General features: G+C 72.1%; 13 protein-coding genes. 6 read left to right on the top strand and 7 right to left on the bottom strand.

Annotated elements, in window-relative coordinates; genetic code table 11:
- Positions 1-39: 39 nt before the first annotated feature.
- The 5 genes from OG357_RS28900 to OG357_RS28880 form a co-directional block, all read right to left on the bottom strand.
- A complete protein-coding gene (locus OG357_RS28900; protein ID WP_329623935.1) occupies positions 40-3,210 on the bottom strand; it encodes an efflux RND transporter permease subunit in 3,171 nt (1,056 codons plus the stop codon).
- A gap of 187 nt (positions 3,211-3,397) precedes the next feature.
- Complete coding sequence (locus OG357_RS28895) at positions 3,398-4,087, bottom strand: response regulator transcription factor (protein WP_329623934.1); 690 nt, start codon at positions 4,085-4,087, stop codon at positions 3,398-3,400.
- Entirely contained in the window at positions 4,084-5,322 is a 1,239-nt protein-coding gene (locus OG357_RS28890; protein ID WP_329623933.1) for a sensor histidine kinase, read from the bottom strand. Before OG357_RS28890 ends, OG357_RS28895 begins: the two co-directional genes overlap by 4 nt.
- A 145-nt stretch (positions 5,323-5,467) precedes the next feature.
- Positions 5,468-5,746: a PspA-associated protein PspAA gene (gene pspAA, locus OG357_RS28885; RefSeq protein ID WP_329623932.1), complete on the bottom strand. Its 279-nt coding sequence runs from the start codon at positions 5,744-5,746 to the stop codon at positions 5,468-5,470.
- 30 nt (positions 5,747-5,776) lie between these two features.
- Entirely contained in the window at positions 5,777-6,574 is a 798-nt protein-coding gene (locus OG357_RS28880) for a PspA/IM30 family protein (protein WP_329623931.1), read from the bottom strand.
- A gap of 282 nt (positions 6,575-6,856) precedes the next feature.
- Between OG357_RS28880 and OG357_RS28875 the strand changes: the two genes are divergently transcribed.
- The gene (locus OG357_RS28875; protein ID WP_317594378.1) at positions 6,857-7,462 is read left to right on the top strand and encodes a DUF3043 domain-containing protein; all 606 of its coding nucleotides are present in this window, start codon (positions 6,857-6,859) and stop codon (positions 7,460-7,462) included.
- Positions 7,463-7,602: 140 nt separating this feature from the next.
- The gene (locus OG357_RS28870) at positions 7,603-8,379 is read left to right on the top strand and encodes a class I SAM-dependent methyltransferase (protein WP_443066827.1); all 777 of its coding nucleotides are present in this window, start codon (positions 7,603-7,605) and stop codon (positions 8,377-8,379) included.
- Positions 8,380-8,481: 102 nt separating this feature from the next.
- Here the strand turns inward: OG357_RS28870 and OG357_RS28865 are convergent, their stop codons facing one another.
- Positions 8,482-8,688, bottom strand: a complete 207-nt coding sequence (locus OG357_RS28865) for a hypothetical protein (RefSeq protein ID WP_024758380.1) — start codon at positions 8,686-8,688, stop codon at positions 8,482-8,484.
- A gap of 91 nt (positions 8,689-8,779) precedes the next feature.
- Here OG357_RS28865 and OG357_RS28860 point away from each other — a divergent pair, with 91 nt between their 5' ends.
- The 4 genes from OG357_RS28860 to OG357_RS28845 all read left to right on the top strand — a co-directional run bounded on the left by OG357_RS28860 (position 8,780) and on the right by OG357_RS28845 (position 13,750).
- Positions 8,780-9,982 (top strand): bifunctional adenosylcobinamide kinase/adenosylcobinamide-phosphate guanylyltransferase, encoded by a 1,203-nt coding sequence (locus tag OG357_RS28860; protein WP_329623930.1) that lies wholly within the window; start codon positions 8,780-8,782, stop codon positions 9,980-9,982.
- 46 nt (positions 9,983-10,028) lie between these two features.
- The gene (gene cobT, locus OG357_RS28855; protein WP_329623929.1) at positions 10,029-11,141 is read left to right on the top strand and encodes a nicotinate-nucleotide--dimethylbenzimidazole phosphoribosyltransferase; all 1,113 of its coding nucleotides are present in this window, start codon (positions 10,029-10,031) and stop codon (positions 11,139-11,141) included.
- A 114-nt stretch (positions 11,142-11,255) separates the two neighbouring features.
- Complete coding sequence (locus OG357_RS28850) at positions 11,256-13,019, top strand: phosphatidylglycerol lysyltransferase domain-containing protein (protein ID WP_329623928.1); 1,764 nt, start codon at positions 11,256-11,258, stop codon at positions 13,017-13,019.
- An 8-nt stretch (positions 13,020-13,027) separates the two neighbouring features.
- Positions 13,028-13,750, top strand: coding sequence for a hypothetical protein (locus tag OG357_RS28845; protein ID WP_329623927.1), 723 nt, complete (start codon positions 13,028-13,030; stop codon positions 13,748-13,750).
- On the opposite strand, the gene OG357_RS28840 is transcribed toward OG357_RS28845, so the two are convergent.
- The gene (locus OG357_RS28840) at positions 13,678-14,454 is read right to left on the bottom strand and encodes a hypothetical protein (protein ID WP_329623926.1); all 777 of its coding nucleotides are present in this window, start codon (positions 14,452-14,454) and stop codon (positions 13,678-13,680) included. The two genes, OG357_RS28845 and OG357_RS28840, sit on opposite strands and share 73 nt — an antisense overlap.
- Between the last annotated feature and the right edge of the window lie 57 nt (positions 14,455-14,511).

Here is a 14,511-nt window from a genome sequence, read left to right as displayed (position 1 = left end):
AGCTCGCGGGGCGCCCCTTCCGGTGTCACCGGGACTCGGTCAGTCGAGGACGTCCAGCAGGCCGGCGTCCAGCGGGCTGACGTCACCCTGCTCCGGGATCTCCGCCTTCTCGCCCTTCTTCGCGGCCGCGTCCTTCTCGCCCTTCCTCGCCGCCTTCTTCTTCGCGCGGCGCTCCTTGCGGAGCTCCACCATCGCGTAGAGCGTCGGGACGAGGAGCAGGGTCAGCAGCGTCGAGGTGACGAGACCGCCGATCACGACCACGGCGAGCGGCTGGGCGATGAAGCCGCCCTCACCGGTGATGCCGAGGGCCATCGGCAGCAGGGCGAAGATCGTCGCCAGGGCGGTCATCAGGATCGGGCGGAGCCGGTGCCGGCCGCCCTCGATCACCGCTTCGACGACGCCCAGGCCCTGGGCCCGGTACTGGTTGATCAGGTCGATCAGGACGATCGCGTTGGTCACGACGATGCCGATCAGCATCAGCATGCCGATCATCGCCGGGACGCCCATCGCCGTGTCCGTGACGACGAGCAGACCGATCGCGCCGGTCGCCGCGAACGGGATCGAGACCAGCAGGATCAGCGGCTGGATCAGCGACCGGAAGGTCGCCACGAGCAGCATGAAGACGATCGCGACGGCCGCGAGCATCGCCAGGAACAGGTTGGTGAAGGCCTCGGTCTGGTCCTCGGAGACACCGCCGATGCTGGCGGTGGCGCCCTCGGGCAGGTCCAGAGCGTTGATCACCGACTGGAGCGAGGCGCTCACCGCGCCGGTGTTGTCACCGGTCGGCTTGGCCGAGATCGTCGCCGCGCGGGCGCCGTCGATCCGGGTCATGGAGACCGGGCCGGGGACCAGCTCGACGGTGGCGATGTCGCCCAGCTTCACCGGACCGAGCGGCAGGGCCTTCAGCTCGGCGAGGGTGGTGGCGGGCTTCGCCGAGGTGATGAGGACGTCCCGCTCGCTGTCGTCGAGGATCGCCTTGGCGGCCGGGGTGCCCCGGACGGCCTGGGCGACGATCATGCCGAGCGAGCCGCTGTCGAAGCCCGCGTCGGCCGCCTTGGCGTTGGCCTTGACGGAGATGCGCGGCACGGACTGGGAGAGGTCGCTCTGGACGTCGGTGACGTCCTTCATCCCGGCGATCGCCGTGCGGACCTGCTCGGAGGCCTGCTCCAGGACCTTCGGGTCGGCGGCCTTGACGACCACGCTCAGGTCCTGGCTGCCGAAGCCGTCGCCGGCCGCGATGGTGGTGTCGCCGATGCCGTCGAGGGCGGCGAGCGCCTTCTCGATGGAGGCGCGGGTCTTCTCGTACGCGTCCGAGTCCTCCAGGCTGATCTTGTACGAGGCCTGGTTGGAGCCGGTGCCGCCGCCGAAGGCCGCCATGAAGCCGGAGGAGCCGACGGTGACCTGGTAGTCCTTGACGCCCTCGGTCTCCGCGAGGACCTTCTCGATCTTCTTCGCGGCCTCGTCGGAGGCGCTCAGGCTGGTGCCGGGCGCCAGCTCCTGCTGGATGCTGAGCACCTCCTGCTCGCCCTGGTCGAAGAAGTTCGTCTTCAGGAGCGGGGCCATGCCGAAGGTGACGACGAGGACGACGAGCGCGATGCCGAGGCTCATCATCCGGCGCCGGGTCGCGAACCGCAGGACGGGCACGTACAGGCGCTGGAGACGGCTCTTCTCCTCCTTCTCCTCGGCCACCCTGCGGGCCTCCTCCAGGTCCTCCGAGGTGCCCTTGGGGGCGCGGAGGAACCAGTACGAGAGGACGGGGACCACGGTCAGGGAGACGAGCAGGGAGGCCAGCAGGGCCGCCGTGACCGTCAGCGAGAACGAGCCGAACAGCTCGCCGATCATGCCGCCGGTCAGACCGATCGGCAGGAAGACGGCGACGGTGGTGAGCGTGGACGAGGTGACCGCGCCGGCCACCTCGCGGACCGCGGTGATGATCGCGGCCTGACGCTCCTCGCCGTAGCCCAGGTGACGCTTGATGTTCTCCAGGACCACGATCGAGTCGTCGACGACCCGGCCGATCGCGATGGTGAGCGCGCCCAGGGTCAGCATGTTGAGCGAGAGGTCGCGGGTCCACAGCACGATCAGGGCCAGGACGACCGAGAGCGGGATGGAGACCGCGGTCACCAGGGTCGAGCGGATCGAGGTCAGGAAGACCAGGATCACCAGGACGGCCATGACGAGGCCGAGCGCGCCCTCCGTGGTCAGGCCGGAGATCGCCTTGGCGACGGCCGGTCCCTGGTCGGAGACGACGGTCAGCTCGGCGCCCGCGCCGAGGTCGCGGCGCAGGTCGGGCAGCTTCTCCTCGACGGCGTCGGAGATGGCGACGGCGCTGCCGTCCTTGTCCATCGTGGCCATGACGGCGAGGCTGGGCTTGCCGTTGGTGCGGGTGAGGGAGACGCTCGGCGACTCCTCCTGGCGGACGGTGGCGACGTCGCCGAGGCGGACCGCCTTGCCCTTGCCGGGCGTGGCCGACGGGATGCGCAGATCCTCGATCTGCTGCAGGGAGGTGTAGCCGCCGCCGACCTGGATCGTGCGGCTCTTGCCGGCCTCCGAGAAGGAGCCGGCCGGCATCGTGGCGCCGCCGGAGCGGAGCGCCTCGGCGAGCTTCATGGAGCTGAGTCCGGCCGCGGCGAGCTTCCGCTCGTCGGGGACGACGGAGATCTGGACGTCCTGGACACCGCTGACGGAGACCTGGCCGACGCCCTCGATGCCTTCGAGGGCGGGCACGACGGTCCGCTCCAGGAGGTCGGCGAGGGCCTGCGGGTCCTTGTCGGAGGCCGCGGCGAGGACGACGGTCGGCATGTCGTCCGTCGAGCCGGCCACGACCTGCGGGTCGACCGAGTCGGGCAGCTGGGCGCGGGCCCGGTTCACGGCCTGCTGGACGTCGGCGACGAGCTGCTTCGTCGACTCGTCGCCGTAGTCGAAGGAGGCCATGACGACGGCCATGCCCTCGGAGGCGGTGGAGGTGACGCCCTTCAGGCCGTCGACGGCCTTGAGGTTGTTCTCCAGGGGTTCGACGACCTGCTTCTCGACCACATCGGGAGAGGCCCCCTGGTACGGGGCGAGGATCGAGACCATGGGGAGCTCGATCGAGGGGAACAACTGCTGCTTCAACTGCGGTATCGCGATCGCCCCGAACACGATCGCGACGATGGACGTCAGCCCGATCAGGGCCCGTTGCGCGAGGCTGAATCTGGACAGCCAGGACATGGGGTCTCTCTTCTGTGGCGTACTCGTCGACGGGCGGGAGCAGCCAAGACCCCGGCCCTGATCCGCTGGATCCGCCGGAGGTGCCCCCCGCCTATACGATCTGCCATCCGCGCCCGGAAGTCCTCGGCCCCCGGGTCCACATCCTTATCCCGCGCATACCGCGTCTGGAGTACGCCGGAGCCTGCGGTCACTCCACCCTCGGACGTACCAGTCCCGATTCGTACGCCGTGACCACCAGCTGGGCCCGGTCACGGGCGCCGAGCTTGGCCATGGTCCGGTTGACGTGCGTCTTCACGGTGAGCGGGCTGACGTCGAGCCGCTCGGCGATCTCGTCGTTGGAGAGGCCGCCGCCGACGAGGACGAGGACCTCGCGCTCGCGGGCGGTGAGCGCGGCGAGCCGCTCGGAGTAGGGCCGGTCGCCGCCCGCGAGGGGTTCGAGCCCGCCGCCCTGGGCGAGGAAGGTGGCGATCAGGCCCTTGGTGGCGGCCGGGGAGAGCAGCGCCTCGCCGGCGTGGGCGATCCGGATCGCGCCGAGCAGCTCCTCCGGTTCGGCGCCCTTGCCGAGGAAGCCGGAGGCGCCGGCGCGCAGCGACTGCACGACGTACTCGTCGACCTCGAAGGTGGTGAGCATGACGATGCGTACGGCGGACAGCTCGGGGTCGGCGGTGATCGCGCGGGTCGCCGCGAGGCCGTCCGTGCCCGGCATCCGGATGTCCATGAGGACGACGTCCGGCCGCTCGGCGCGGGCCAGGTCGACGGCCTGGGCACCGTCGGCGGCCTCGCCGACCACCTCCATGTCCGGTTCGGAGTCGACCAGGACCTTGAAGGCGCTGCGGAGCAGGGCCTGGTCGTCGGCGAGCAGTACCCGGATCGTCATGCGTCCTCCCCCGTACGGGTCGTCACGGGCAGTATCGCCTGCACCCGGAAGCCGCCGCCGTAGCGGGGTGCGGCGGTCAGGGTGCCGCCGAGCGCGCCGACCCGCTCGCGCATGCCGAGGAGGCCGTGGCCGCCCGAGTCGGCAGGGGGCGCGGGCTGCGGGGTGCCGTTGTCGAGGACGGTGATCTCGACCGTACGGCCCACCCTGACGACGCTCACCTCCGCCGCGGCGTCCGGTCCCGCGTGCTTGCGGACGTTGGTGAGGGCCTCCTGCACGATCCGGTACGCGGCGAGGTCGACGGTCGCGGGCAGGGGCCGGTCGCCGTCGGCGCGGGCCAGGGCGACCGGGAGGCCGGCCTTGCGGAAGCTGTCGAGGAGTCCGTCGAGGACGGCGAGGCCCGGGGCGGGCTCGGTGGGCGCCTCGGGGTCGCCGGACTGGCGCAGGAGGCCGACGGTGGCGCGGAGCTCGTCGAGCGCGGAGCGGCTGGCCTCGCGGACGTGCGCGAGGGCCTCCTTGGCCTGGTCGGGGCGCTTGTCCATGACGTGCGCGGCGACGCCGGCCTGGACGTTCACCAGGGCGATGTGGTGGGCGACGACGTCGTGGAGGTCCCGGGCGATCCGCAGCCGCTCCTCGGCGACCCGGCGGCCCGCCTCCTCCTCCCGGGTGCGCTCGGCCCGCTCCGCGCGCTCGCGTATGGCGTCGACGAAGGCCCGGCGGCTGCGGACGGCGTCCCCGGCGGCGGCCGCCATGCCGGTCCACGCGAAGACACCGAGGTTCTCCTGCGCGTACCAGTCGGTCGGGCCGAAGATCATGGCGGCGGCGGTGAGCAGCGCCATCGTGAGGAGTCCGACGCGCCAGGTGGTGGGGCGGTCGGTGCGGGAGGCGACCGTGTAGAGCGCGACGACGGCGGCCATGGCGATCGGGGCGGGCCGGTTGTCGTTGACGAGTTCGAGGAGGCAGATCGTGACCGTGAAGCAGAGCACCACGAAGGGTCTGCGGCGGCGGAGCACCAGCGCGGCGGCCCCGACGACCATGATCAGCACGCTCCACACGTCGGGCGGGTGGTCGCCGAAGGTCGGCCCTTCCCGGCTCCCGTGCGGGTCGGTGAAGGACCCGGCGATCATGCAGACCAGTGTGCCGCTCGCGATCACCGCGTCGAAGGCGAGCGGGTGCGCGCGGAACCAGTCGTGGAGGCGGGCGTAGAGGGTGCCGGTGGCGGGGCCGGTGGGGGTCACGTCGAGGAACGGTACGGGGAAAGCGGCGGGAGGGGGAAAAAGTGCGGTGCCCCACCCGGAACGCACGGTGTCCCACCGACCCGGAAAACACGGTGTCCCACCACCCCGGTGGGGGCGGTGGGACACCGAAGGTCCTTCGCGGGCGTCAGCCCGGGATCAGGCCGTCGTCGGAGAGCATCTCGCGGACCTCTTCGAGACTCGCTTCCGGAGCCGGGAGGATCAGCTCCGAGGGCTCCAGAGCGGCGTCCGGGAGCGGCTCACCGAGCCGCCGGACGGCGTCCAGCAGGGCGCCCAGCGTGCGGCGGAAGCCCTCGGTGTCCCCCGACTCCATCTCTTCGAGCAGCTCGTCGTCCAGCCTGTTCAGCTCGACGAAGTGGCTGTCGGCCAGCTTCCACTGGCCCTCCCCCATGATCCGTACGATCATGACGCGTCCTGTCTGTCGCCTGGCTTCGGCCTACTTCTCGAACCGCGGGTGGGACTGCTGCTGCGTACTGTCCTGCGGTGCGGCCTCGCCGCCGCCCTCGAGCGCCTGCTGCTGCGCCGAAGGGCCTCCGGCCAGCTCGGCCTTCATCCGCTGGAGCTCCAGCTCCACGTCCGTACCGCCCGAGAGCCGGTCCAGCTCCGCCTGGATGTCGTCCTTGGCGAGCCCGGACTGGTCGTCGAGGGCACCCGAGGCGAGCAGCTCGTCGATCGCGCCCGCGCGCGCCTGGAGCTGAGCGGTCTTGTCCTCGGCCCGCTGGATCGCGAGACCGACGTCGCTCATCTCCTCCGAGATCCCGGAGAACGACTCGGCGATCCGGGTCTGGGCCTGGGCGGCCGTGTAGGTCGCCTTGATCGTCTCCTTCTTCGTGCGGAAGGCGTCGACCTTGGCCTGGAGGCGCTGCGCCGCGAGCGTCAGCTTCTCCTCCTCGCCCTGCAGCGTCTGGTGCTGCACCTCCAGGTCGCTGACCTGCTGCTGGAGCGCGGCCCGCCGGGACAGCGCCTCGCGCGCCAGGTCCTCGCGGCCGAGCGCCAGCGCCTTGCGGCCCTGGTCCTCCAGCTTGGCGGACTGGCCCTGCAACTGGTTCAGCTGGAGTTCGAGCCGCTTGCGGGAGGTGGCGACGTCGGCCACACCGCGCCGCACCTTCTGCAGCAGCTCCAGCTGCTTCTGGTAGGAGTAATCGAGCGTCTCGCGCGGATCCTCGGCCCGGTCAAGGGCCTTGTTCGCCTTCGCGCGGAAGATCATCCCCATACGCTTCATGACACCGCTCATGGGCTTCGCGCGCCCCCTTCTGACGGACTTCGGCTCCAGCTCTCCAACAAGGTCCACAGTACGGGCCCTGTCTCTATTACCGCACTGTTCGGAGCGGGATGCGCTCCTCCCCAAGGACGACTGCGTGCGGTCTCCCTCCCGCCCAGGGTGTAGATGGATCTCGGGGATGCCCCGTGGAAACCCCGTGCGTCCTGCGTACGTACCGCCGTAGACGCAGTCCGTTAGCGGATCGTTCCCGCCCGGGCTGGGGTCCATGCCCACCACCCCGTACCCTTGGGTTTTGTGTTCCGTAGCCGTTCGAAGGACGAGAAGGCCCCCACCGACAAGGTGACGGCGGACCCTTCCACCACTCAGCCCCGCGACCCCGAGGCCCCGAAGGGCCGCCCGACACCGAAGCGGAGCGAAGCGCAGACCCAGCGTCGGCGCGCCGCGACGGTGCCGACCGACCGCAAGGAGGCCGCCAAGCGTCAGCGCGAGGCGCGTCGCTCGGACCTGGCCCGGCAGCGCGAGGCGCTGGCGAGCGGTGACGAGCGCTATCTGCCGGCCCGCGACAAGGGTCCGGTGCGCAAGTTCGTGCGCGACTTCGTCGACTCGCGCTTCGCGATCGCCGAGTTCTTCCTGCCGATGGCCGTGGTGATCCTCGTGCTGTCGCTCTTCGGGAACGCGAACCGCGCCCTGCAGAACATCTCACTGCTGCTGTGGCTCGGCGTGATCATCCTGATCGTGATCGACTCGATCGGCATCTGGCTCCGGCTGAAGAAGCAGCTGAACGAGCGCTTCCCGAACGAGCCGAAGCGCGGCGCCGTGGCCTACGGCCTCATGCGTACGCTCCAGATGCGCCGCCTGCGGCTGCCGAAGCCGCAGGTCAAGCGCGGAGAGCGGCCCTGAGCGCCGACAGCTCGGGCCTCGGCGGGCACGCTTTCGACGAGGGCGCGCCCGACGGGCGTGCGCTGGATGAGCGTGCGCCCGACGGGGGTGCGCTCGATGAACGTGCCTTCGGCGTGGACGCGTCGGCGACGGGCGGCGCCGTGCTGCCCGCCGTCGCGCACTGGCCCGCCGGACACGGCGGGCTGCGCGACACCATCCGGCAGGAGATCATCGCCCGCCAGCTCGACGAGCAGATATCCGCCCGCTACCCCGTGGGGCAGCGGCTGCGGATCCTCGACGCGGGCATGGGTCAGGGCACACAGGCGCTGCGCCTGGCCCGCGCCGGACACACCGTGACCGGCCTGGAGGCCGATCCCGAGCTGCTGAAGTCGGCGCGCGAGTCGCTGGCGACGGAGCCCGCCGGAATCCGCGAGCGGGTCCGGATGATCGAGGGCGACGGCCGCGAGACCGGCGTCCACTTCCTGCCCGGCAGCTTCGACGTGGTCCTCTGCCACGGCGTGCTCATGTACGCGGACGAGCCGGACGCGCTGCTCGCGGGTCTGGCCCGGATGCTGGCCCCCGGTGGCCTGCTCTCCCTCGTCGTCCGGAACGCGGAGGCGCTCGCCCTGCGCCCGGGGCTCGCCGGCGACTGGTCGGGTGCCCTCGCGGGCTTCGACACCGATGTCTACACCGACGACAACGGCGTGAAGGTGCGGGCCGACCGGCTCGACGCGCTGACGTCGACTCTCGCGGGGATCGCCGCGCCGCTGCACGCCTGGTACGGCGTGCGGGTCTTCACCGACGGCGTCCCGCCCGAGACGGGCCTGCCGGCCGCCGAGGAGCTGGACCGGCTGCTCGCCGCCGAGGACCGGGCGGGCCGCACGGAGCCGTACCGGCGGATCGCGGCGCTGCTGCACCTGTGCGGCGTCCGGGGCTGATCGCGGGATCGCGGGCGCGTGCCCGTACCCGGCTGCTCCCCTCACCACGGACGATCAGGGGTGCGGGGGCACGGCCCCCGCACCCCCCGGCCGCCGGGTGCTCTAGCCCTCCGCGTCCAGGGGCATCGGGCCGTAGATCTTGGCGCCGTCCTCCGAGAGCGTCACCTGGTCCGCGCCGCCGCCCAGGAGGTCACGCCAGTGCTCGCCGATCCAGCTCTCGGCGTCGCCCTGGGTGGTGAACTCCTCGGGAGTCACCACCGGCTCGACCTCCGTGCCGTCGGACTTCTCGAACCGCCACGTCCATGCCATGTCCGCCTCCAGGCGCTCACCGGATGATCGGTTTCCTGCCCGCAGCGTAGCCGGGCGCGCACGCCTCGCGGTGGCGCGGGAGGATCTGAGGGTGGAACTGACTCTGCTCGGCACCGGCGCCCCCCTCGGGCTCCCCCGCCCCGACTGCCCCTGCGCCGTCTGCGCGCTCTCCCGCGGGACCCGCGCCCGGGCCGCGACCGCGCTGCTCATCGACGGTGCCCTGCTGCTCGACCTCACCCCGGGGGCCGCGCTCGCGGCGGCCCGTTCGGGCCATTCGCTCGTCGGTGTGCGGCAGGTGCTGCTGACCCATCCCCACGACGGGCCCGCCGTCGAGGTGCCCGCCGGGCTGCCCACCGCCGGGAGGGTGCCGGACGGACGGGAGTTGACGCTGATCTCCGGGCACCGGGTGCGGGCTGTTCCCATGGACTCCCCCGGTACGGGGTACGAGGTGACGTCGGCGGACGGCGAGCGGCTGCTCTATCTGCCGCCCGGCGGGGCTCCGGCGGGGCTTTCGGAGGACGGCGGCGTGCCGTACGACATGGTCGTCGCCGATGTGACGGGCCGTCCGGACGCGCTGGCGCGGCTGCGCGCCACCGGGGCGGTCGGGCCGGCCACCGAGGTGATCGCCGTCCACCTGGACCACGACGTGCCGACGGGGGCCGCGCTGGACCGGCGGCTCGCGGCGGCGGGGGCGCGGGCGGTGCCGGACGGGACGACGCTGTACGTGGGCGAGTACCACGAGGTGCCGGACGTGCCGCGGCGGACGCTGGTGACCGGCGGGGCCCGGTCGGGGAAGTCCGTGGAGGCCGAGCGGCGCCTGGAGACCTTCCCCGAGGTGCTGTACGTGGCGACGGGCGGGACCCGGGAGGGCGACCCGGACTGGGCGGAGCGCGTGGGGCTGCACCGGGAGCGGCGGCCGGGTGCGTGGCGTACCGCCGAGACCTGTGACCTCGTACCGCTGCTCGCCGAGGACGGTCCCGCGCTCCTCGTCGACTGTCTGTCGCTGTGGCTGACCGACGCCATGGACCGGGTGGGCGCCTGGGACGACGAGCGGTGGGCGGACGGCGGGCAGGCGGCGCTGCGGGAGCGGACGGCGGAGCTGGTCGCGGCGGTGCGGGCCACGCGCCGCACGGTCGTCGCGGTGACGAACGAGGTGGGCTCGGGGGTCGTGCCGGGCACGGCGTCGGGGCGGCGGTTCCGGGACGAGCTGGGCCGGCTGAACGCGGCCTTCGCCGAGGAGTGCGAGGAGGTCCTCCTCGTGGTCGCCGGTCAGGCGCTGGTGCTGCGCGGGTAGGGTGCCAACACCGATGGCCCTCGCTGATTGTCTCAAGGCGGAACCCGTGAACCTGGACGACTTCTCCGATCTGATCGAGCGCCCCGACGGGGGGATCCGGCGTGACGCCGAGGAGCGCCGTGAGCGGCTGAGCGTGCCGCCGGGGGCGCTCGGCCGGCTCGACGAGCTCGGTGAGTGGCTGTCGGCCGCGCAGGCGACCGTGAAGGTGCGGGCGATCGAGCAGCCGAAGGTGCTGCTCTTCGCGGGCGACCACGGGGTGGCCTCGCTGGACGTGTCGGGCCGTACGCCCGGCACCGCGCACGAGCTGGTGCGCGCGGTCCTGGACGGGGCGAGCCCGATCGCCGTCCTGGCCCGCTCGATGAGCGTGCCGGTACGGGTCGTGGACGCCGGTCTGGACTGCGAGCCGGAGCTGCTGCCCGCCGAGGTGGTGCGCCACCGGGTGCGGCGGGGCAGCGGCCGGATCGACGTGGAGAACGCGCTGACGGTCGAGGAGACCGAGGCGGCGGTCCGGCTCGGCATGGCGATCGCCGACGAGGAGGCGGACTCGGGCACCGATCTGGTGGTGCTCGGGGATCTGAGCGTGGGCGGGACGACTCCGGCGTCGACGCTGATCGCGGCGCTGTGCGGGACGGACGCCTCCGTGGTGACGGGCCGGGGCGGCGCGGGGATCGACGACCTGGCGTGGATGCGCAAGTGCGCGGCGGTCCGGGACGCGTTGCGGCGGGCCCGGCCGGTCCTCGGCGACCAGCTGGAGCTGCTCGCGGCGGTCGGCGGCGCGGACCTGGCGGCGATGACGGGCTTCCTGCTCCAGGCGTCGGTGCGGCGGATGCCGGTGATCCTGGACGGGGTGGTGGGGGCGGCCTGCGCGCTGGTGGCGCAGCGGGCGGCGTTCCGCGCGCCGGACTGGTGGCTGGCGGGTCAGGTGAGCGGGGAGCCGGCGCAGGCAAAGGCGCTGGACCGGATGGCACTCAACCCTCTGCTCGACCACGGCGTCCATGTAGGCGAGGGAACCGGGGCATTGCTCGCGCTTCCCCTCGTCCAGGCCGCGGCGGCGTTCGCCGCGGAGCTGCCCGAGCGACCGGATCCGACCACTCCGGACGCCGAGGGCGCTCCGGACGCCGAGACCGCTCCTCAGACCGAGGGCGCTCCGGAGGCCTGACGGGGAGACGCGGGGAAGACGGATCGTCCGACTCCGGGGCGGTCACGCGCGACGCGCGCGTGGCCGCCTCCGGCGTCTCCGCACGAGAAGCGATGCCCCATATGATCGCTTTTCATGGGAGAGGTCCGTTTGTCCGCCGAAGCAGCGCCCCGAGGCTCCACCGTCCGTTCGCGGCGCAGCGCCGCGTTCGCCGTCTGGTACCTGCGCGCCGTCACGTTCATCAACTTCCTGAGCGCCGTCTGGGTCTCGTTCGGTCAGGACCTGCGCCGCCACAACGAGGACAACTACTTCACCCCGTACATGCTCACCGCGGGCTTCGCCTCGGGCGTCTTCACGCTCTTCCTGGCGATCACCATGCGCCGCCGCAAGCGGGCCGCGTGGATCCTCAACATGGTGCTCGCCGGCCTGTTCCTGCTGCTCTTCGCCGTCGTGATGGTCTTCCCGGAGATCCGGCAGCACGCCCAGAACTGGGTGTCGCTCGCCCTGACCGCCGCCTTCGTCCTGGCGCTGCTCCTGGGCCGCAAGGAGTTCTACGCGAAGGGCGACCGCTCCAACCCGCTGCTCGCCGCGATCGTCGCGGTCGGCGGACTGCTCGTCACCTCGCTGCTCGCCGCCGTCCTGGTCACCGTCACCAACACCTCCACCGCCCCCTCCACCTTCCTGGAGCGCTGGCGGTACGGCGTGATGCGGCTGGTGACCCTGGCCGCCGACGACTCGCGCTTCGCCGGGATCTCCACCCCCGGCTGGGTCGACGTCACCATCAACGTCCTCTCGACGCTGCTGCTCTTCGCGGTGCTCTTCGCCGCCTTCCGCGCCCGGCGGGCCACCGACCCGCTGACCGGGGAGGACGAGGACCGGCTGCGGATCCTCCTCGACAAGCACGGGGACCGTGACTCGCTCGGTTACTTCGCGCTGCGCCGCGAGAAGAGCGTCGTGTGGTCGCCGAGCGAGAAGGCCGCCGTCGTCTACCGGGTGGTCGGCGGGGTCTCGCTCGCCTCCGGCGACCCGATCGGCGACCCCGAGGCCTGGCCCGGTGCGATCGAGCCCTGGCTCGTCGAGGCCCGCGAGCACGGCTGGATCCCGGCCGTGATGGGCGCGAGCGAGGAGGCCGGGGTCATCTACGCCCGGCACGGCCTGGACGCCCTGGAGCTGGGCGACGAGGCGATCGTCGAGACGGACGAGTTCACGCTCGACGGCCGGGCGATGCGGACGGTCCGGCAGGCCTTCAACCGGGTCAAGCGGGCCGGTTACGAGGTCCGCATCCGGCGCCACGAGGACATCCCGGCCGAGGAGATGGACGAGCTGCTCCGCAAGGCCGACGACTGGCGGGACGGGGCGACCGAGCGGGGATTCTCGATGGCGCTCGGGCGGCTGGGAGACCCGCGGGACGGGCGCTGCGTGATGCTGGAGTGCACGGACGGGGAAGGTGCGCTGCGGGCGGTGCTGTCCTTCGTGCCGTGGGGCCCCAAGGGGCTCTCCCTCGACCTGATGCGCCGTGACCGGGACTCCGAGAACGGGCTGATGGAGTTCATGGTGATCGAGCTCCTCCAGCGCGCCAAGGAGATCGGGATCACTCAGGTCTCGCTGAACTTCGCGATGTTCCGCTCCGTCTTCGAACGCGGCTCGAAGCTCGGCGCGGGGCCCGTGCTGCGCATGTGGCGCTCGCTGCTCAGCTTCTTCTCCCGCTGGTGGCAGATCGAGTCGCTGTACCGCGCCAACGCCAAGTACCGACCGATCTGGGAGCCGCGATTCATGCTCTTCGAGAAGAGCGCCGACCTGTTGCGCATCGGCCTCGCCGCCGGCCGGGCCGAGGGCTTCCTCGAAGCCCCCGGGCTGCCGAAGTGGCTGCACCGCAAGCACCTGGAGAGCGGGCGTTGAGCAGTTCCGTGACACGTTTCGCCCACCGCGAGTGGGGACCGCTGTTCGGCACCGTACGGGCTGGGCTCGTCGCCCGGAAGTGGCGCGCGGTCCCGATGACGCTGGCCGCCGTCTGTCTGACGGCCCTCTTCCAGCTCGTACAGAACCAGGACTGGGGGTACCAGCCGGTCCAGGACATCGGTTCCGTACGGGCCGAGGACCCGCTGTGGCTCTCCCTGCTGCGGACCCCGCTCTCACTCTTCGTCCCCGCCCTCGACCTGCCCGTGTGGGGCGCCCTGGCCCAGGTCCTGCTGGTGTTCGGGATCGCGGAGATCTGTCTCGGGCGGTGGCGGACCCTCGCCGTCGCCTATCTGGCCACGCTGTCCGGGACGCTGTACGCACGCGTGGGCATCGCCCTCGGGCCGGACGGCCCGCTCGGCCTTCCCGCGACCGACGCGCAGGTGGTCGACACCGGCCCGTCGGCGGCCGTGGTGGGCCTCGCCGTCTACGTCTGCTGGCGCTACCGGGCGTGGTGGACCGGGGGCGCGGTGGTCGTGGCCATGGTCGTCGAGGTGATCATCAAGCCGAACCTGGCGGGCAAGGAGCATCTGGCCGCCATCGCGGGCGTCCTCGTCCTGATCGCGATCCAGGCCGGGCGGGAGCGGGGCCGGGGCCGGGGTCAGGACGGCGGGTCGGACGGGGTCGAGCCCCGGCCCGGGACCCGCTCCTGGAAGCCGCCGATCAGGTCCTGAAAGCGGCGCCGCACCTTGGTCCAGCGCTTGTCGTGGCGGTACGTCCGGATGCGGGAGCGGGCGCGGGCCCGGTGCCGGCGGCCGTAGAAGTGCCGGGACCACCAGGAGCCGGGGCGGGCCAGACGGACGGCTCCGACGATCGCCACGAACGGGACCAGGACGCCCAGCACGGCCATCCGGAACTTCCCCTTGACCAGGGTGATCAGGACGAGGAGGAAGTTCAGGGCGAGGGTCAGGATGAAGGTGACGCGGTCCTGCCGTTCGTCGGTGGTCAGGTCGTCGACGCCGAGCGGGGAGAAGCCGCTCAGGGCCAGGCCGACCAGGGCCGCGGTGAGCACGACCACCTCGACGCTCTTGCGGCCGTCGTCCGTCCAGTACACGTCGTCGAGGTGGAGGATCAGCGCGAACTCGTCGAGGACAAGCCCCGCGCCGATCCCGAAGACGACGGCGAAGACCGCCGCGCCGAGGCCGTGCCGGCCGCTGCCGACCGCGCCGAAGCCTCCGATGACGGCGAGGACGACGCCGGGCACGACGTGATGGATGTGGAGCCCCCCGGAGGAGACGTTCTTGAAGGGGCCCTTCCCGGCCCTGATGAGCCGGGTGACGGTCCGGGTGACCAGGAATGTCAGGACGAACGAGGTCAGAGCGAGCAGCGTCGGGAGCTTCCCCGGCTCGACGATGTTCCGGGTGAACCAGTGACCCATGCCACCTCGTTCCGATATGAGCGTTATGCGCAATCTACCGTCCGGAGGCGGCGATTA

Source organism: Streptomyces sp. NBC_01255 (assembly GCF_036226445.1).
Classification (GTDB): Bacteria; Actinomycetota; Actinomycetes; order Streptomycetales; family Streptomycetaceae; genus Streptomyces.
The sequence above is the reverse complement of the archived record's forward strand: the minus strand, read 5'-3'. Positions and strand labels throughout refer to the sequence as shown.